The sequence below is a fragment of the Haloglomus halophilum genome, from assembly GCF_024298885.1.
Lineage (GTDB): Archaea > Halobacteriota > Halobacteria > Halobacteriales > Haloarculaceae > Haloglomus > Haloglomus halophilum.
Map to the genome: position 1 here is coordinate 1,062,956 of NZ_CP101166.1, position 17,177 is coordinate 1,080,132.

The following is a 17,177-nucleotide window of genomic DNA, read 5'->3' on the forward strand; positions in this document are numbered from 1 at the left end:
GGTCGTCGCGGGGCTGGCCGGCGCCGCGCCGGGGAGTGCGGGCGGAGCCCGCTGGACCGGTCGGCGACAGAACCCGCCAGCGTCGAAGTGAGAAGGCTTATTCGCCGCCGTTTCCGACCCGTGGCCATGGTAGACTCCGCGCACGTGGGGGTGAGCGTCGGTGGCTGAGGCCGACGCCCCCGGGAAACTCCCGTTCAGCCTCCCCGACGTGGACTACGAGCGGTACACGAACCGGCAGCTCATCACCATCCCGCTGGTCGTGCTCGTACTCGCGCTCGCGGTCCTCGCCGGCTTCTTCGTACTCACCGGGTCGCCCGTCCAGCCGGGACTGGCGTTCACCGGCGGCACCGAGCTGCAGGTCACGACGACCGACACCGCGGCCCAGATCGAGTCCACGTTCGAGTCCAACGGGTTCGACGTGGAGTCGGTCCAGCCCATCCGCTCCCAGGAGAACGCCTTCATCGTCACCTTCCAGTCGACGGACACGGACGCCATCCAGACCCAGGCCGAGGGAGCCGGCTACGACGTGAACTCCATCCAGGGGCGGTCGGCCTCGTTCGGCGCACAGAGCCAGAGCCAGGCCCTCATCGGTCTCGTCATCGCCTTCGGCGGCATGGCGGCCCTGGTGTTCGCCCTGTTCCGGACGTTCATCCCCTCCATCGCCGTCGTCGCGAGCGCCTTCTCCGACATCGTCATCCCCCTCGCGCTGATGAACATCTTCGGGATGGAGCTGACGCTCGGAACGGTCGCGGCGCTCCTGATGCTCATCGGGTACTCGGTCGACTCCGACCTCCTGTTGAACAACCACGTCCTCCGTCGGTCGGGTGGCTTCTACGAGTCCACCTACCGCGCGATGCGGACCGGGGTGACGATGACGCTCACCTCCATCGCCGCGATGACGGTGATGGCCATCACGGCGTTCCTGTTCGGTATCCCGCTCCTGCCGGCGGTCGGGACGGTACTCGTCTTCGGCCTGACGGCCGACCTGATGAACACCTACATGCTCAACGTCACGCTGCTGCGCTACTACAAGTACGAGGGGGTGGCGAGATGAACCTCTCACCCCGCGAGAACTGGCGTATCTACCTGCTCATCGTCCTCATGCTGGTGAGTACGGTCGCGGTGTTCGTCCCGCTGGGCGGCGCCGACACGGACGGCCCGACGAACCTCCAGTACGGCCTCGAGCTCTCCGGTGGGACCCGCGTCCGCGCGCCCCTGGTCGGCATGACCGCCGAGGTCGACACCGGCAACCAGAACACGCGTGAGCTCGCGGCCACGGTCTCGAACCGCCTCAACGTCTCCCGCACGGACGTCAACATCCGGCAGGTCCAGAACGGGCAGGACACCGTGGAGGTGTTCGCCGACGCCGACAACGGCAACGTCACCCAGGAGGAGTTCGCGGCCGCGCTGAATGCAGCCGGTGTCGAGGCCTCGACCGACGACATCCGTGACGGCGTCACCCAGCAGACCCGGCAGACCGCCGTGAGCGTCCTCTCGAACAAGATCAACTCCGTCGGGCTCTCGGGTGGAACCGTCTCGACGACGACCACGCCGACCGGCGAGACGTTCGTCCTCGTCGAGGTGCCCAACGCGAACCGCTCGCAGGTGCTGGACCTCATCACCTCGCGCGGCCGCGTCGAGCTGGTCGCGCACTTCCCCCAGCAGCGCCAGAACGAGAGCGACAACGGCACCCGGACCGTCTACCGCGACGTGTCGCTGCTGACACAGGAGGACTTCTCCACCAGCAACTTCCAGGCCCAGCCGGCCGACGGGGGCCAGCCGGCCCGCGTCCCGGTCGCGCTGAAGGACGAGCCCGCCCGGAACTTCTCGAACGCGATGCAGACGTTCGGCTTCACCGACGAGGGCATCAGCAACTGCGGCTACCAGCCCGCCTCCGGCGAGGACCCGGACACGTTCCCGGGCTACTGTCTCTACACGGTCCGTGACGGCGAGGTCGTCTACGGCGCCTCGATGAGTCCCGGCCTCGCCGAGACCATCCGGAGCGGGGACTTCGTGAAGGACCCCACCTTCGTCATCACGGCCAACAACTACAGCGAGGCCCAGCAGCTCGCCATCGACCTGCAGGCCGGCGCCCTGCCGACGACGCTCGACATCCAGGGCGAGGGGACGACCTACTTCCTCGAGGCCTCGCTGGCCAACGAGTTCAAGCTCTTCTCGCTGATCACCGCCATCATCGCCGTCTTCGCCGTCGCGGGGATGGTGTTCCTGCGCTACCGCGAGCCGGGAGTGGCGGCGCCGATGATACTCACCGCGGGCGCGGAGGTGTTCCTGCTGCTCGGGTTCGCCTCCGCGGTCGGCCTGGCCCTGGACCTGTCTCACATCGCCGGCTTCATCGCCGTCATCGGCACGGGGGTGGACGACCTCATCATCATCGCCGACGAGATCCTCCAGAGCGGTGAGGTCAACACCTCCCGCGTCTTCGAGTCGCGCTTCCGCAAGGCCTTCTGGGTCATCGGCGCGGCCGCCGCGACCACCATCATCGCCATGTCGCCGCTCGCGGTCCTCTCGCTCGGGGACCTGCAGGGCTTCGCCATCGTCACCATCGTCGGCGTCCTGCTCGGCGTCCTCGTGACCCGGCCCGCCTACGGTGACATCCTCCGCAACCTCGTCCTGGAGGACGTCTGAACGCGGTTCGCTGACCGGATTTCCGTCCACCGTCACGACGTTCCCGGCGGCTTGATGTGCCACACCGTCGGAGTGTCTCGTACAGAATGCGCGGCCTCGCAATCAACGTCGGCGCGAACACGAACGAGCCGGGCTTCCGGGCGCCCATCGACGCCTACGGCCAGTTCGACTTCGTGCCCATCCCGGAGGACGAGCCGACCCGCGCGGACATCCACGTCCCGACGTACGGCGAGCTGGACGAGGCGCTCGACTTCTCCGTCGACGTGAGCGACGTGGCCGACGTACCGGTCCACCTCGACCCGGAGTTCGGGGACTACCCGTTCTGCGAGGGGTACACCTACGGCGACCCGTACGGGGCGAAGGCGGGCCCCATCTCGGAGCTGGAGGCGGGCGATTTCCTGTTCTTCTACGCGACGCTGGATACGCCGGGCGAGGACCGCCCCGACTGGCAGCCACCGAGATGGGGCGCCTTCCTCGTCGGGCACTTCCGGCTGGCACGGGACCCACTGGGGCCCGAGGCGTTCGCGGCGGCCGGCGAGCCGACGAAGGCCGCGTTCGCCAACAACGCCCACGTCAAGCGCGAGACGTTCGACGCGCGCGTCCTCGTGCAGGGCGACGCGTGGGGGTCGGAGCTGTACGACGCAGCCGTTCCGCTCTCCTCGCGGACGGCCGGGAGCGAGGCCAACCGCCTCGTCACCGACCTGTCGGCGGACTCCGGGAAGGGCCCGTGGTGGCGCCGGCCGCTCCGCTTCGACCACGACGCCACGGAGGAGCTGCTCGATATCCACGACACACGGGCGTGGGACCGCTGTTTCGGGGCGTAGCCCCGGCCGCTGGCGGGCGTGCCCGCAACCTTCCTTGCTCCCCGGCCACAGGCCCACCCGTGACCGACACCGACCCCGGCGACGGCACGACCGTCTCGCTCGCCGACGCCTTCGACCGCATCAACGACCACTGGGCGCCGCGACTCGCCGCCGAGTGCAACGGCCAGCACGTCAAACTCGCGAAGCTGCAGGGCGTCTTCGAGTGGCACCATCACGCCGAGGCCGACGAGCTGTTCCTCGTCGTGGCTGGCTCGCTGGACATCGAGCGCCGTGACGCCCCCGACGTGCACCTGGAGGCCAACGAACTGCACGTCGTCCCCGCGGGCGTCGAGCACCGGCCCGTCGTGCCCGAGAGGACGGGCATCGGCCCGGACGGCGACGAGGCGCACGTCCTCCTGTTCGAGCCGGCCGGGACGCTGAATACGGGCGAACACGAGAGCGAGCGGACGCGGCAGGTCGAGGACCTGTAAGGCACCGGGGGCCATCCCGGCCGCGACTGGCGCCGACTAGCCGCCGGTTCCCGCCCAGTGGACCCGAATCCAGATACCGTGGAGACAGAACACGACCAGCCCGATAGAGACCGCGAGGATGAGGTTCCGGTGCAGGGGGAGCACGTCGTACGCCGGCAGCAGAACCGCCGCGTGGAACACCGTCGCGGCCAGCAACGTGAGGTACGCCCCGATGACAGCGAGGTCGTCGAAGACGAACGGTTCCTGATGATACGCCACGCTAGCTGTCGCCTGCCACGCACCATATATCCGCCGCCGGTTCTCACGGATAGAGAGCCCGAGAGGCCCGCAGTCAGAAGTTCTGCGCGACGTACCGGCCGATCCGCTCCACGCGGCCGGGGTCGTACGTCCACATCGCCCGCCACACGTTGTCGCCGGTCTCCAGCGCGACGAGGGCGATGTGGCCGTCCTCGCCGTCGGGCGGGCGGAAGACCACGAACCAGGAGCGGCGGTACTCGTCGTGTGTCCCCGCGTGGACCGTCACGTCGAGCGAGTCGGGGACCGGCTCGTCGCGGACGCCGTAGACGTGGACGTCGACGGCCGAATCGCCGAGCCAGCGGTACACCTTCCGGGTGCCGTACTCGTCGTCGAGCCGCGAGAACCGCTGGAAGGAGACATCGAACCGGCCCTCGCCGGCCTGGAGCGCTCGCCCCTCGATGAACCGGGAGATGAGCACCAGCAGCAGCTTCTCCTTGTTCGATTCGGGGAACCCGCGGACCTCGAACTCGACCTCGTCGAGGCCGGTCAGTACCTCGGGCATGTCGACCTCGCCGAGCCCGTGGGCGCCGGTCCGGTACCGGTCGGCGTTGATGAGCAGGAACGTGTTCTGCAGGCGCTCCATCGGCGTGGTCGCGACGATCTCGCCCTCGCGAAGCAACAGTACCACGTCCGTCGTCCCCTCGGGGACCTGCCGCTCGGCGACCGTCACGTCCTGCGTGTCGAAGGCCTCCTCCAGGAGGGAGACGAGCGGCTCCGGTCCGGTCCGGTTCAGCACCACCAGAGACGTATCGGTCTCGGGAACCTCGTCGATGAACTCCGAGAGTGCCTCGGGGAGCGGCTCATCCACCGACGAATCCATGCATGTCGGCAGATGGGACGGCGAGAACAAGTATGTGGGGACTGGTTCGGACGCCCACGCCGAACGGGCGGCGGCTGGATGTACCGTCGGGAACGTCGCCCGTCGGCGTCCGAGAGATGCGCCGTCCGGGAATAGTGAACTCCCGTCGTTCCGCTCCGCTCCACGACGACGTTCAATTCCCGGGGAGCGATTTTCGCCTCGCTTTGCTCAGCAGAAAATGCGCCGTCCGGGAATTGAACCCGGGCTCTAGCCTTGGGAAGGCTATGTCCTACCACTGGACCAACGGCGCGCTCGTTACACTCGCGCCCCGAGGCTCGTAACCCTTCGGGATTACTCACCAACGGCGCGCTTCCGTCCGTCGCGCTCCACGGCTCGCGACCCGCGGTCGCGTGAACTGCTTGCTCGGTCGCCAACTTGAACGTAGCGCTTCCGCGGGCCCCACACCACCGGACGACCGTCCAGTTCCGCTCGCCGGACAGGAGGTATTAGTCGGTCGCGGTCCACGATTCCGGTGATGACAGAATCCACGGCGCTTCTGGAGGGGACGAACGTCGACCTGCTGCTCTCGGAGGCGGAGCTGGAGACGCGGCGCGAGCACCTTACCTCGTTCATCGAGGAGGTCGTCGAGGACGCTGGCGCCGAGGGCGCGGTACTCGGGCTGTCGGGCGGTATCGACTCGACGTTGACGGCGTACCTCGCCGTCGAGGCGCTCGGCGAGGACGGCCTCCACGGGCTGGTCCTCCCGAGCGACGTGAACACGGAGACGAACATGAGCGACGCCGAGCGCGTCGCCGAGCTGCTCGACATCTCGTACGACGTCATCGACATCGAGCCCATCGTGGCGTCGTTCGTCGACGCCGCGCCCGAGCACGCGGCCGACGACCGGATGGCGCTGGGCAACGTCCGGGTCCGGACGCGCGCGGTGCTCAACTACTTCGTCGCCAACGCCGAGTCCCGCATCGTCCTCGGGACCGGCAACCGCTCGGAGGCGATGACGGGCTACTTCACGAAGTACGGCGACCAGGCCGTCGACTGCAACCCCATCGGGAACCTCTACAAGTGCCAGGTCCGCCAGCTCGCGAGCCACGTCGGCGTCCCCGACGAGTTCGTCGAGAAGCCACCCAGCGCCGAGATGTGGGAGGGGCAGACCGACGAGGAGGAGATGGGCCTGGGCTACGACACGCTGGACGCCATCCTCGCGCTCCACGTCGACGGCCCGTTCTCGAAGTCCGCGACGATGCGGACGCTCGACGTGCCCGAGCCGGCCATCGACCGTGTCACGGAGCTGGTGGCCGGCAGCGAGCACAAGCGCCACATGCCGCCGGCGCCCGAGCCGCCGTAACCCGCATACGTGACGCCGGGCGGACACGGCGTTCGGTATCGACGGTAGCCCTTTGAGCGTCCAGTCCCTCGTGCTGGTATGGACGAGACGGACGATCCGCGCGACGGACCCACCGACGAGTCCGGCCACAGGAAGTACGCCGCCGAGCCTCGCGAGCCGGCCGCCGGGTCCCGCGAGCCGGGGGAGGACCCCCGCTACGACGACGAGACGGTCGCGTCGACGGTGCGCGATGTCGAGGGGATCGAGTACGAGCAGAGCGGGAACGTGGCCGGCGCGTCGCCGGGTGCCGACCTCGGACCGGTAGAGCCCGAGACACCGACGCTGGAGGGCGCGCTGTTCGTGCTGCTCGGCGTCGTGCTCACGCTCGTCGTGCTCGCACAACTGGTCGGCTTCTGAGACCGGACCCGACCCCGCGACCGCGCCGACGGGCGGCCTCGGGGGCCAACCGTTATTCCGGGGCGCGTCGTAGTCGGGGGTATGCTCGACGCCCTCGCGGTGGTGCCCCTCCAGGGGGGGTTCGAACTGTTCGGCCTCTCCCTCTCCCTGATACTGTTACTCGCTGGTGCCGGGCTCGTCGTGCTCGAGGCACTGGCGCCGGGCGCACACTTCATCGTCATCGGCGTCGCACTGCTGGCGGCCGGGCTGGTCGGGACACTGCTGGGCGGTGTGCTCGGCCCGCTCACCCCGCTCCTGCTCGCGGCGGTCGTCCTCGTCTCCGGCGCCGGCGCGCTGTACGCCTACCGCAACCTCGGCATCTACGGGGAGGCCGACGGGGGGCGCACCTCGGATTCGGGATCGCTCCGTGGCAAGACCGCACGCGTCACCGAGCGCGTCACCCGCGACGGCGGCGAGGTGAAGCTCTCGGAGGGCGGCGGCTTCAACCCGTACTTCCAGGCCCGCTCGGTCGACGGCACCATCGATGAGGGCGAAGAGGTACTCGTCGTCGACCCCGGCGGCGGGAACGTCCTCACCGTCGAGTCCGTCTCCGGGCTCGGCGGCGACGATTCCATCGACCGCGAACTGGCGCGCGAGCGGGCGCGCCGGGAGGCGGAGAACGGCGACGACCACGACGACGAGGAGGAACCCGAGACCGCCTGATACCCGGCAGCTCCGGTCCTGGCCTCGGGCGTCACCGACCGTCCCTCCGCCGGTCGTCGAACGACTACTCTCCCGCCGGCCGACCGCCTTCCGTCGACCGCCGACCGACCGCTTTTCCATCGCTCGCGCCCACGACCAGCCATGAGCGAACGCGTCGTCGCCGTCGTGCAGGCCCGGATGGGTTCGACCCGACTGCCGGGGAAGGTGATGCTCCCGCTCGCCGGCGAGCACGTCCTGACCCACGACGTGCGCCGACTGCAGGCGACGGGGACGGTCGATACGGTGGTCGTCGCCACCTCCACTGCGGGTCGGGACGACATCGTCGCGCGCTACGCCGAGCGCGCAGGGGCGGCTGTCCACCGCGGCCCCGAGGACGACGTGCTCGGGCGAATGCACGCCGCCGCGCGCGAGGCCGGCGCCGACGTGGTGGTCCGGGCGACGGGCGACGACCCCCTCGTGGCGCCGGCCGTCGTCGACACCTGCGTCGAACGGGTCCGCGCGGGTGCCGAGTACGCCGCCAACACCATCGACCGGACGTTCCCGCAGGGGCTGGTGGTGGAGGCGTTCTCGATGGACTCGTTCGACCGTGTCGAGGCGGCCTCCGACGACCCCCACCAGCGCGAGCACGTCACGCAGTACTACCTCGAACACCCCGACCGGTTCGACCGCGAGAACGTCGCGTGGGACGAGGTGTACGACCGGCCGCTCCCCTGTGACCGCCACGACGTGCGACTGGCGCTGGACGAGCCGGACGACTACGAACTCCTGCGCGGGGTCTACGAGGGCGTCGAGCCGGGCGAGCGCGGCATCGTCCCGGTCCGTGAGGCCATCGAGTACGCGCTCGCCGAGGGGCTCACGGAGTGGAACAGCCACGTGGGACAGACGAAGGTCCAGGGCGACGAATAGGAAACAGATTGCGGAATTGCGGAGAGGATTCCAGACGGAGTCGAGTTATTACGGGCGAAAGGCAGAATTCCGCACCGAACAGCGACGATATCTTACTGCCGGCCGGTGATGACGAGGAACGGGCCGACGAAGATGAGCGCGATGCCGAGGAACTGGAAGTGAACCGGCTGCATCGACGGGGTCGGGGTCAGCAGGAACAGCACCCCGAAGGCGACCGTGTTGAGGCCGATTATCTTCCGGGACTTGAGCGGGAGCGCCCCGAGCGTGGTGAGGATGAACAGGAAGAGGATGGCCTGCCCCACGTTGTACTTGAGCAGGAAACTGTCGACGAGCTGCAACGGTGCGACAGGGAACATTCTTGCTCCGAAGTCACGACGACGCGCACATAACAATTCCGTTCGCCGCCGAGGGGGCCCCTGCGGGTGTTCTCGGCGAGGGCTCGATTCAGTAGGGGTCCGACCGGTCGCCGTCGTCAGGCGGGTTCTCCTCGCTGTCGGCCTCGTGGCCGACGCCCGTGTCGCCCACGAGTTCGAGGTGCTGGCCCCAGACCACCCAGACGACGATGATGGTCCCGGCGTAGCCGCTGGCCCACACGAACGTGGCGAGGTTCGGGTAGCCGGCCTGCGTCAGCGCGAAATCGGCCATCCCGGAGACGGCGACGCCGCCCGCGAGGACGGCCAGGAGCCGGGCCCACCCGGGGAGGGCGATGTCGTAGTCGGCACCCGACGGAAGGGGCATGCCCGTGGCTACGGAGCGGAGTCGCGTGAACCTGACGGTCGACGGACGGGGAACGCAGGAAACGGTGGGCCGCTCAGGCCTCGTGTTCGGCGGTCGCCTCGACCTCGTCGGCCTCGCTGGCGAGCGCACGGACGCGGTCGGCCAGCTCGTCCAGCCCGGCGTTGATCTCGGCGACGCGCCCCTCGATGTCGTCGGCGGGGACGGCACCCTGCTGTGTCGGGTCGATGAGCCCGTCGTTCTCCAGCATCCGCAGCGAGTAGCGCACCTTGTGCTCCGGGATACCGGTCTCCTTGGAGATACGCACGATGCCGATAGGATGGTGGTCGATGACGGCCTGCAGAATCTGCAGGTCGCGAGCCTCCTTCGAGACCTGGTCCGTGAGTCGCTCGATCATTGCCCCCTGCTAGTGCCCCCCGAGGCAAAAGGGTATCGGTCAGATACCATCCAGACCCATTACAGACCATCTCGAGACACTGATTGGACTGCTCGTGCCGGTGCGAGCGCGCCCCTCGCTGGAGGCGGTCGGCGAGGCCGGACGGCAGCGGCGAGTGACGCGTCAGAGTGCGCCGAGGAAGTGGAGTACGTCGACGAGGACGACCCCGAGGATGGCGAGCAGGATGAGGAGCATCATCACCTTCACGCCGAACGGGAGTCCGTCGTCGTCCTCGGTGGAGTCGCCCATAGGTCGCTCGTCGGTGCCCTCCGTGGTGTCGGTTGCGGTCATCAGCGGAGGGGAGGTCGTCTCCGGGCATCAACACCCGTTCCGCTCCCAGATTCTGGGAACGTGTTCAGTCGCCACCCGCCGGCGTGCGCGTGGGGGTCGACGGTCCCTCGGGGTCCGGGTCGCTGACGTGGTCGCCACCGTGGCCACCGTGCCGGCCCGCCTCGCCGCTCGCCTCGTCGCCGAGGACCGACCGCGTGGAGTTGACGACCACGAGGAGGCTGCTGGTCGCCATCGCGACGGCCGCCAGCAGCGGCGACAGCAGCCCCAGCGCCGCCGCCGGCACCGCGACGGCGTTGTAACACAGCGCCCAACCCAGGTTCTCCCGAACCCGGCGCCGGGTCCCCGCCGTCAGGTCGAACACCGTCGGCACCCGGTCGAGGCCGCCCTCCGTGACGACGGCGTCGGCCGCGTCGGCCGCGAGCGCCGTCCCGGAGCGGAGCGCGACCCCGAGGTCCGCCGCCGCCAGCGCGGGCGCGTCGTTGCTTCCGTCGCCGACCATCACGACCGTCCCCTCCCGTCGGAGGCGCTCGACCGTCTCGGCCTTCCCCTCCGGCGGGACGCCCGCGAACACCTCGTCGACGGCCGGATGGGCGGCGAACGGTTCGGCGGCGGCCCGGTCGTCGCCCGTGAGCACGACGAGGCGCCGCCCGTCGCCGAGCGCCGCGACTGCGTCCGCCCAGCCCTCCCGCGGGCGCTCCGCGGCGACGAGCGCCCCCCGGACCGCACCGTCCCAGCCGACGTACGCCGCGATACCGCGCTCGTCGCCCGACCCGTAGCAGTCCCGGCAGTCGCCGGGTATCGGCCACTCGCCATCCAGCCCCTCGAACAGCCCCGCGCCGCCGACGTAGACGCGGTCCCCATCGACGACCGCGCTGACGCCGTGGCCGGGATGCGTGCGGAAGTCACTGGCCGCTGGGGGCGCGTCGACTGCCTCGACCACGGCACCAGCGATGGGGTGGTCCGCCCGCGTCTCGACCGCGGCCGCCCGCGCCAGCGCCTCGTCGTCGCCGACGTGGTCGACCAGCGACGGGTTGGCCTCGGTCAGCGTCCCCGTCTTGTCCAGCACCACGGTGTCGGCGGCGACGGCCGTCTCGAACACGGACGGGTCCGTCACCACGACGCCGCGATCCAGCGCGTCCCGGACCCCGGCGGCGACGGCGAGCGGAGTCGCCAGCCCCATCGCACACGGGCAGGAGACGACCAGCACCGCCAGCCCCGTCAACAGCGCCCCCGTCGGCGTGCCGCCGGTCAGGAGCGTCGCGCCGAACGCCAGCACCGCCACCACGACGACCAGCGGGACGAACACGGCCGCCACTCTGTCGGCGACTCGCTGGACGCCCGGCGTGGCGGCCTGCACGTCCCAGAGGTGGTGGGCCAGTCGGTCGACGGTGCTGGTCCCGTCGCTCTCGACGTGGAGCGTTCCGTCGGTCACGAGCGCCCCACCCAGCACCTCGTCACCCGACTCGACCCGACGGGGGGCCGCCTCACCGGTCACGAGCGATTCGTCCACGCCCGCACGACCGCTCACCACGGTACCGTCGGTCGGCAGCCGCTCGCCCGGTTCGACCACGAGGCGGTCACCCGCGGACACCTCCTCGACGGGGACCACCTCCGTGGCCGGGGCGCCGGCGTCCGCAGTCCCATCCGCGCCCGCCCCGTCGCCCACCACCCGCCGCGCGGTCTCGACGCGCTCGGTCGTCAGGTCGGTGAGGCGGTCGGCCGCGCGCCGGCGGATGCGCCGCTCGTAGTAGCCCCCGACGGTCACGGCGACCAGCACGACCACGCTCACGTCGAAGTAGACGTCGACGCCACCGGTCAGGAGAACCACCGTGCTGTAGCAGTAGGCGGTGACGGCCGCCGTCGCGACGAGCAGGTCCATGTTCGGCCGGGCCGCACGCAGACTCACGAGCGCACCGCGGAGAATCGGCGCGCCGGTGTACCCCAGCACGACGGTCGCGAACGCCCAGACGTTCCACAGCAGGTACCCGCCCGCCCCACCGTTGACATCGAGCAGCAGCGATTCGGAGGGCAGTCCGAGGTACGTCGGGTAGAGGAACAGGACGTACCACGCCATCACCATCATCCCGAGGAAGCCGCCGACGAGCAGCCGCCCCAGCGACTCGTGGTCGTCGGCCGGTCCCTCGTCGGCGGGCCGGGCCCGGTAGCCCGGCGCGTCGAGCAGGCTGGCGGCGCGCTCGTCGGCACCGGTTCCGTCGCCGTCACCCTCCCCGCCGAGTTCGTCGAGGTCGTACGCGACCCGGACGAGTTCCGAGGCGTAGCTGGCCTCCGCGCGGTGGACGCCCGGCGCGGACTCGGCGCGCGATTCGAGGAACGCCTCACAGCTGGTGCAGTGCATCCCGTCGACCCGGACGAACGCGGTCTCGGCATCGTCCGGGACCGGGCGGTCGCCGGTGTCGCGGACGGCCTCGCGAGCGGCGTCCGCGTCCGTCTCCAGCGGGTCGTCGAGCGTCCGTGCGACGGCGAGACATCCCTGACAGCAGTACGCCCCTGGTACGTCGTCGTCCGTCACGGGCGGGTCCGGCGTCGGCAGGTCACAGAGGTCACAGCCGTCGGCGTCGTCGGCGCCGCCCGGGGCGGTCGACGGGTCGCTCATCTACGCGACCCCCAGCAGCGCGAGCGGTTCGAGGCCGAGACTCCGCAGCCCCATCCGGAGCGGGAACACGGCGAGCAGGACGAACGCCGCGCCGAGGACGCGGTGGAGCCGCCGTTTCGTCTCCGGGCCGAGTGATCCGACCGCGAGCCCGGTCGCGAACAGCGTCGGGACGGTGCCGGCCCCGAGCGCCGCGAGCGCGACGCCGCCGCGAACGGGCGAGGCCGTCGCCAGCGCGTAGAGGAACGCCGGGTAGAGCAGCGGGCACGGCAGCAGTCCGTGGGCAGCGCCGAGCCCGACGATACGGGGGCCGCGAGTCCAGCGCTCCGCGCGGGCCTGGAGCCACGCCACGACCCCCGAGAGGGCCGCCCCGCCGGCGCGGAACGGCCGGCCGAGGGCACCGACGAGGCGGCCACCGCCGCTGTCGGCGGCGAGGTAGCCGAGGCCGAGCGCGAGGACCAGCAGCCCGACCGCGAGGCCGACGACGCCACGGACGAGCCGTGCGGCCGACAGCAGGCCGCCGGCATCGACGAGGACGGCCCCGAGCGCGCCGAAGACGGCCCCCAGCAGCGTGTACGAGACGGTCCGGCCGGCGTTGAACAGGAGGTGCTGGCGGATGGCGGGCCACTCGGTGGCGTCGTGACCGCGCGAGCGGATGCCATCGGCGTACGTCGAGACGAGCGGCCCACACATCCCGAGACAGTGGACGCTGCCGAGCGCACCGAGCAGGCAGAACGCGGCGATCTCCAGGCCGCCGGCTCCGGCCTCGGGGACGAACCCGGCGAACGGACTGGATGACATGGGTTGGGACTCCGGGGTAGCACTCCGATGCACGGTCGGCCGTACGGCCGGCCGGTCGACGGCGGTTCGTTCGGAACTGGGTGGGCGGGAATCGCCCGGTCAGGCGTGCAGCCGGGCGGGAATCAGTCTGTCAGGCGTGTGCCGCGCCGTGTCCGCCTGACGCCTCACGGGTGAACACGTACAGCAGGAACCCGCCGATGAGCAGCACGTTCACCACGGCGACCGCGATGAACGGCTGGCCACGGCTCAGGAAGAACACCGCGACCGACGGCAGTGCGAGCAGTGCCACGAGCGGCGCGAGCGAGTCGGGGAGCGAGTCCAGCATTGCTACACGCTCGTTCGGCCGCCACCACATAAACGGTCGGGGCGGTTCTCGGGACCCCGGAACCGCATATACTTTTTTTGGGATGGTCCGTCAACCGCAGGACCGTCATGTCGAAGCGAACCTCGGGACAGCGAGGGCCCAGTCGGCGTGCGGTACTTCGGGGCGGGGCCGGCATCGCCGCCACGGCCACGGGCGCATCGGCGCTCGCGGGCACGGCTGCGGCCCAGCCCCAACCGTCGTTCGACGGCTGGCTCTCCGACGTCCAGAACTACAACGGCGTCATCGACCGGACCGGCCGCGACGAGGTCACGGTCCGGGTCGGCGTCGACAACGGCGGGCAACCGTTCGGGTTCGGCCCCCCGGCGATTCAGATAGACCCCGGGACGACCGTCGTCTGGGAGTGGACCGGGCGTGGGAACCAGCACAACGTCGTCGACCTCGACGGCGCGTTCGAATCCGAGCTCGCTAGCGAAGCCGGGTACACCTTCGAGCAGACCTTCGAGAGCGAGGGGGTGACGAAGTACTACTGCGCCCCCCACCGCGCGCTCGGGATGAAGGGCGTCGTCGTGACCGGCGACGTCGAACTGGGCGGCGGCGGCGGGCAGCCGTTCGAACCGCCGGGCGGCGCCTTCGGGCTGACGTTCATGGGTATCCTCCTCGGCCTGAGCGGCCTCGCCGGGGCGGCCATCCTCGGGGCCGACGGCTACCGCTCGTACGGCGCCTGGAAGGAGAAGGTGACCGACGTGGAGGGACCGGCCGTGGAGTCGGCCCCCGAGGAGGAGACCGTCGAGCGGACCATCGGTCACGACGCGTTCGACCCGACGGGGACGGCCGCCCTACTCGTCGGGTACTTCCTCATCCTGGTCGTGTTGTGGATACTGATGTACTTCGTCGAGTTCCTCGGCGGTCCGACCATCATCGGGTGATCCAGTCATGGAGATACACAGATACGAGAAGGCGTGGTTCGTCGCGGGAATGGTGCTCATCGTCGGGTTCATCGCGACGGTCGTCTACGGCGCGGTCGGTCCCGGCATCGCGATGGTGGACGACTCCGGCGGCCAGGTCGGCGCGAACCCCATCGCCAACGAGAACTACGACGCCGTCGACAACTTCCGCGAACCCGGGGTCTACCGGACCGGCGAGAACAGCTTCGACATCTACGTCGTCGCCCAGCGGTTCGCGTTCGTCCCCGGAACGGGCGAACCGATTCGGATACCGGCGGGGAGCGAGGTGACGTTCTACGTCGCCTCGGCCGACGTCACGCACGGGTTCAACCTCGCCGGGACGAACGTGAACGTCATGGTCGTCCCGGGGCAGGTCTCGGAGATGACCGCCCGGTTCGACGAGACCGGAACGTACGGCATCATCTGTCACGAGTACTGTGGGGCCGGCCACCACGACATGGCCGGCACCTTCGAGGTCGTCCCGCAGTCCCAGTACGACCACGACGCGACGAGCGACGACCGCGAGCTGCTCCGGGCGGCCCTGACCGCCGGAGGTGAGCGATAATGGCGACTGTCACCCCTGACGAGACCGATACCGAGACCGGCACCGAGGAACCGTTGCTCGACGAGGAGCGCAACGCCTTCGTCGACAAGTTCCCGAACGAGGCCCGCCTGACCCGCTGGACGTTCCTCGTCGCGTTCGGCGCGCTGGGCATCGGGGGCTTCTTCGGCCTCATCCAGGCACTCCACCGGACGGGGGCCTTCCGTGGGTTCGTCTCCTCGTCGGACTACTACACCGTGCTGACGGGCCACGGCGTCCTGCTGGCGCTCGTCTTCACGACGTTCTTCATCAGCGGCTTCTTCAACTGGGCCATCACCCGCTCGCTCGGGCGGGGGAGCGTCGACCGGCGCGTCGCGTGGAGCGGCTTCACGATGCTGCTGGTCGGGACGGTGCTGGCGGCGGTCGCCATCATCGGCGGGTTCTTCCCGAACGTGCCGCTCTCGGCCGACGTCCTGTTCACGTTCTACCCGCCGCTGCAGGCCCATCCCGCGTTCTACGTGGGCGCCGCGCTCATCGTCGTCGGCTCGTGGACCGTCGGTGTCGACTGGTTCCGACGGTTCTGGGCCTGGCGGTCGGACAACCCGGACGAGCGCATCCCGCTCCAGGCGTTCATGGTCCTGACGACGATGATCATGTGGTACGTCGCCACCATCGGCGTCGCCGTCGAGGTGGTCGTCTTCCTCATCCCGTGGTCGCTGGGGCTCATCCAGACGGTCGACCCCATCCTGGCCCGGACGCTGTTCTGGTTCTTCGGCCACCCGGTCGTCTACTTCTGGCTCCTGCCGGCCTACCTCGGGTGGTACACCATCATGCCCAAGCTCGCGGGCGGGCGCCTGTTCAGCGACCCGCTCGCGCGGGTCGTGTTCGTCCTGTTCGTCCTGCTGTCGACGCCGGTCGGCTTCCACCACCAGTACGTCGACCCCGGCATCCCCGAGGGCTTCAAGTTCGTCGCCATGACGAACACGATGTTCCTCCTGCTGCCGTCGCTACTGACGGCGTTCACGGTCGTCGCCAGCCTCGAACACGCCGGTCGCCAGCAGGGCGGTACCGGCCGATTCGGCTGGCTGAAGACGCTGCCGTGGGGTAACCCCGCGTTCTCCGGGATGGCGTTAGCGGCCCTGATGTTCGCAGCCGGCGGCTTCTCCGGCATGATCAACGCCGGGATGAACATCAACTACCTCGTCCACAACACCATCTGGATTCCCGGCCACTTCCACCTCACCGTCGGCACCGCGTTCGCGCTGACGGCGATGGCGCTGGCCTACTGGCTCGTTCCACAGATAACGGGCAAGCGCCTCCAGTTGCGGGGTGTGGCGGCGCTCCAGCCGTACATGTGGTTCCTCGGGATGACGCTGATGTCGAACGCGATGCACCGGGCCGGCCTCATCGGCGTCCCCCGACGCACCGCGGAACCCCAGTACGAGGCCTTCAGCTACGCGCAATCGGTCGGAGGGTACGGCGAGATGCGCATCCAGATCGCCATCGGCGGCACCCTGCTGTTCGTCGCGCTCGTGATGTTCCTCGCGGTGATGTTCGCCACCATCCTCGCGGGCAAGGGCGGCCAGCTGGAGGTCAACAGCGAGTTCCCGGAGCCGCTCTCGGGCGCCGAGGACGCCCCGAAGGTGCTCGACGACCTGCGGCTGTGGGCGGTCTTCGCCCTGCTGCTGGTCGCGCTGGCCTACGGCTTCCCCATCTACTCGATGATACAGAGCGGGGCACTCGACCCGAGCATCCCCGCCGTGCCGGTGTCGATTGCCGGGTGGCTGCCGATATGACGTGAGCCCATATCCGACCGATAGCTCTCTAAATATAAATTATATTCATTTATATCGGTAGAAATTCGGAAACTTCGAGATTTCCAGATTATATTGGCTCACCAAATTCTCGATTGGTGACGGTTCCGAAGGGCCATGCTGCATAGACAGCGCGACCTTTTTCCGCCTCGGGTTCGCCTCCGGCGAACCACTCGGCGCAAAAACGTCGATGAAAAAAGCTGACGGCTCGGCCTCCGGCCTCGCAGTCAGAGAACCGCGCTCGCTTCGCTCGCGCGGATGCTGGTGCTGACTACA

Annotated in this window: 20 protein-coding genes and 1 tRNA gene; 11 read left to right on the forward strand and 10 right to left on the reverse strand. The window is 69.6% G+C overall.

All coding sequences use genetic code 11. The features are described 5' to 3' along the window. Positions 1-160 precede the first annotated feature (160 nt). The 4 genes from secF to NL114_RS05275 all read left to right on the forward strand — a co-directional run bounded on the left by secF (position 161) and on the right by NL114_RS05275 (position 3,940). Positions 161-1,054, forward strand: coding sequence for a protein translocase subunit SecF (secF, locus tag NL114_RS05260; protein ID WP_254823747.1), 894 nt, complete (start codon positions 161-163; stop codon positions 1,052-1,054). Continuing rightward, positions 1,051-2,646 carry a preprotein translocase subunit SecD gene (locus tag NL114_RS05265; RefSeq protein ID WP_254823748.1) on the forward strand — a complete coding sequence of 532 codons (1,596 nt, stop codon included), beginning with the start codon at positions 1,051-1,053 and terminating at the stop codon, positions 2,644-2,646. The genes secF and NL114_RS05265 overlap by 4 nt, the downstream gene beginning before the upstream one ends. An 86-nt stretch (positions 2,647-2,732) precedes the next feature. Beyond that, positions 2,733-3,470 carry an Nmad3 family putative nucleotide modification protein gene (locus NL114_RS05270; RefSeq protein WP_254823749.1) on the forward strand — a complete coding sequence of 246 codons (738 nt, stop codon included), beginning with the start codon at positions 2,733-2,735 and terminating at the stop codon, positions 3,468-3,470. A 59-nt stretch (positions 3,471-3,529) separates the two neighbouring features. Further along, positions 3,530-3,940, forward strand: coding sequence for a cupin domain-containing protein (locus tag NL114_RS05275; protein WP_254823750.1), 411 nt, complete (start codon positions 3,530-3,532; stop codon positions 3,938-3,940). A gap of 36 nt (positions 3,941-3,976) precedes the next feature. Here NL114_RS05275 and NL114_RS05280 read toward each other — a convergent pair whose 3' ends face one another. The 3 genes from NL114_RS05280 to NL114_RS05290 form a co-directional block, all read right to left on the reverse strand. Further along, complete coding sequence (locus NL114_RS05280) at positions 3,977-4,198, reverse strand: hypothetical protein (protein WP_254823751.1); 222 nt, start codon at positions 4,196-4,198, stop codon at positions 3,977-3,979. Positions 4,199-4,271: 73 nt separating this feature from the next. Further along, positions 4,272-5,057 (reverse strand): DICT sensory domain-containing protein, encoded by a 786-nt coding sequence (locus tag NL114_RS05285; RefSeq protein WP_254823752.1) that lies wholly within the window; start codon positions 5,055-5,057, stop codon positions 4,272-4,274. A gap of 218 nt (positions 5,058-5,275) precedes the next feature. Then, a tRNA-Gly gene (locus NL114_RS05290) sits at positions 5,276-5,346 on the reverse strand. Positions 5,347-5,571: 225 nt separating this feature from the next. On the opposite strand from NL114_RS05290, the gene NL114_RS05295 reads away from it, so the two are divergent. The 4 genes from NL114_RS05295 (at position 5,572) to NL114_RS05310 (ending at position 8,403) form a co-directional block, all read left to right on the forward strand. Next, on the forward strand, positions 5,572-6,399 hold the full coding sequence (locus NL114_RS05295; RefSeq protein WP_254823753.1) for an NAD+ synthase: 828 nt from the start codon (positions 5,572-5,574) through the stop codon (positions 6,397-6,399). 78 nt (positions 6,400-6,477) lie between these two features. After that, the gene (locus NL114_RS05300) at positions 6,478-6,795 is read left to right on the forward strand and encodes a DUF7312 domain-containing protein (RefSeq protein ID WP_254823754.1); all 318 of its coding nucleotides are present in this window, start codon (positions 6,478-6,480) and stop codon (positions 6,793-6,795) included. Positions 6,796-6,876: 81 nt separating this feature from the next. Then, on the forward strand, positions 6,877-7,497 hold the full coding sequence (locus tag NL114_RS05305; protein ID WP_254823755.1) for an NfeD family protein: 621 nt from the start codon (positions 6,877-6,879) through the stop codon (positions 7,495-7,497). Between the two features lie 141 nt (positions 7,498-7,638). Beyond that, on the forward strand, positions 7,639-8,403 hold the full coding sequence (locus tag NL114_RS05310) for a cytidylyltransferase domain-containing protein (protein ID WP_254823756.1): 765 nt from the start codon (positions 7,639-7,641) through the stop codon (positions 8,401-8,403). A 92-nt stretch (positions 8,404-8,495) separates the two neighbouring features. On the opposite strand, the gene NL114_RS05315 is transcribed toward NL114_RS05310, so the two are convergent. From NL114_RS05315 to NL114_RS05345, 7 genes are all read right to left on the reverse strand, one after another. Further along, positions 8,496-8,759, reverse strand: a complete 264-nt coding sequence (locus NL114_RS05315; RefSeq protein WP_254823757.1) for a DUF8006 family protein — start codon at positions 8,757-8,759, stop codon at positions 8,496-8,498. 88 nt (positions 8,760-8,847) lie between these two features. Next, entirely contained in the window at positions 8,848-9,141 is a 294-nt protein-coding gene (locus NL114_RS05320) for a DUF7996 family protein (protein WP_254823758.1), read from the reverse strand. A gap of 73 nt (positions 9,142-9,214) precedes the next feature. After that, positions 9,215-9,535, reverse strand: a complete 321-nt coding sequence (locus tag NL114_RS05325; RefSeq protein ID WP_254823759.1) for a winged helix-turn-helix transcriptional regulator — start codon at positions 9,533-9,535, stop codon at positions 9,215-9,217. A gap of 162 nt (positions 9,536-9,697) precedes the next feature. After that, positions 9,698-9,865, reverse strand: coding sequence for a hypothetical protein (locus NL114_RS05330; protein WP_254823760.1), 168 nt, complete (start codon positions 9,863-9,865; stop codon positions 9,698-9,700). A 64-nt stretch (positions 9,866-9,929) separates the two neighbouring features. Then, positions 9,930-12,479: a heavy metal translocating P-type ATPase gene (locus NL114_RS05335; RefSeq protein ID WP_254823761.1), complete on the reverse strand. Its 2,550-nt coding sequence runs from the start codon at positions 12,477-12,479 to the stop codon at positions 9,930-9,932. After that, a complete protein-coding gene (locus NL114_RS05340) occupies positions 12,480-13,277 on the reverse strand; it encodes a sulfite exporter TauE/SafE family protein (protein ID WP_254823762.1) in 798 nt (265 codons plus the stop codon). 130 nt (positions 13,278-13,407) lie between these two features. Then, the gene (locus NL114_RS05345) at positions 13,408-13,602 is read right to left on the reverse strand and encodes a DUF8131 family protein (RefSeq protein ID WP_254823763.1); all 195 of its coding nucleotides are present in this window, start codon (positions 13,600-13,602) and stop codon (positions 13,408-13,410) included. A 107-nt stretch (positions 13,603-13,709) separates the two neighbouring features. Between NL114_RS05345 and NL114_RS05350 the strand changes: the two genes are divergently transcribed. The 3 genes from NL114_RS05350 to NL114_RS05360 are packed head-to-tail and all read left to right on the forward strand — an operon-like array spanning position 13,710 to position 16,883. Further along, entirely contained in the window at positions 13,710-14,528 is an 819-nt protein-coding gene (locus tag NL114_RS05350; protein WP_254823764.1) for a halocyanin domain-containing protein, read from the forward strand. Between the two features lie 7 nt (positions 14,529-14,535). Continuing rightward, on the forward strand, positions 14,536-15,111 hold the full coding sequence (locus tag NL114_RS05355; RefSeq protein ID WP_254823765.1) for a cytochrome c oxidase subunit II: 576 nt from the start codon (positions 14,536-14,538) through the stop codon (positions 15,109-15,111). Beyond that, positions 15,111-16,883: a b(o/a)3-type cytochrome-c oxidase subunit 1 gene (locus NL114_RS05360; RefSeq protein WP_254823766.1), complete on the forward strand. Its 1,773-nt coding sequence runs from the start codon at positions 15,111-15,113 to the stop codon at positions 16,881-16,883. The genes NL114_RS05355 and NL114_RS05360 overlap by 1 nt, the downstream gene beginning before the upstream one ends. Positions 16,884-17,177 lie beyond the last annotated feature (294 nt).

Bases quoted from the DNA above. Each gene is read 5' to 3' on its own strand.
- NL114_RS05330 (WP_254823760.1), bottom strand. From the start codon at position 9,865: ATGACCGCAACCGACACCACGGAGGGCACCGACGAGCGACCTATGGGC.
- NL114_RS05285 (WP_254823752.1), bottom strand. From the start codon at position 5,057: ATGGATTCGTCGGTGGATGAGCCGCTCCCCGAGGCACTCTCGGAGTTC.
- NL114_RS05320 (WP_254823758.1), bottom strand. From the start codon at position 9,141: ATGCCCCTTCCGTCGGGTGCCGACTACGACATCGCCCTCCCCGGGTGG.
- NL114_RS05295 (WP_254823753.1), top strand. From the start codon at position 5,572: ATGACAGAATCCACGGCGCTTCTGGAGGGGACGAACGTCGACCTGCTG.
- NL114_RS05315 (WP_254823757.1), bottom strand. From the start codon at position 8,759: ATGTTCCCTGTCGCACCGTTGCAGCTCGTCGACAGTTTCCTGCTCAAG.
- NL114_RS05355 (WP_254823765.1), top strand. From the start codon at position 14,536: ATGGAGATACACAGATACGAGAAGGCGTGGTTCGTCGCGGGAATGGTG.
- NL114_RS05350 (WP_254823764.1), top strand. From the start codon at position 13,710: ATGTCGAAGCGAACCTCGGGACAGCGAGGGCCCAGTCGGCGTGCGGTA.
- NL114_RS05265 (WP_254823748.1), top strand. From the start codon at position 1,051: ATGAACCTCTCACCCCGCGAGAACTGGCGTATCTACCTGCTCATCGTC.
- NL114_RS05325 (WP_254823759.1), bottom strand. From the start codon at position 9,535: ATGATCGAGCGACTCACGGACCAGGTCTCGAAGGAGGCTCGCGACCTG.
- NL114_RS05335 (WP_254823761.1), bottom strand. From the start codon at position 12,479: ATGAGCGACCCGTCGACCGCCCCGGGCGGCGCCGACGACGCCGACGGC.
- NL114_RS05310 (WP_254823756.1), top strand. From the start codon at position 7,639: ATGAGCGAACGCGTCGTCGCCGTCGTGCAGGCCCGGATGGGTTCGACC.
- NL114_RS05300 (WP_254823754.1), top strand. From the start codon at position 6,478: ATGGACGAGACGGACGATCCGCGCGACGGACCCACCGACGAGTCCGGC.
- NL114_RS05345 (WP_254823763.1), bottom strand. From the start codon at position 13,602: ATGCTGGACTCGCTCCCCGACTCGCTCGCGCCGCTCGTGGCACTGCTC.
- NL114_RS05270 (WP_254823749.1), top strand. From the start codon at position 2,733: ATGCGCGGCCTCGCAATCAACGTCGGCGCGAACACGAACGAGCCGGGC.
- NL114_RS05340 (WP_254823762.1), bottom strand. From the start codon at position 13,277: ATGTCATCCAGTCCGTTCGCCGGGTTCGTCCCCGAGGCCGGAGCCGGC.
- NL114_RS05360 (WP_254823766.1), top strand. From the start codon at position 15,111: ATGGCGACTGTCACCCCTGACGAGACCGATACCGAGACCGGCACCGAG.
- NL114_RS05305 (WP_254823755.1), top strand. From the start codon at position 6,877: ATGCTCGACGCCCTCGCGGTGGTGCCCCTCCAGGGGGGGTTCGAACTG.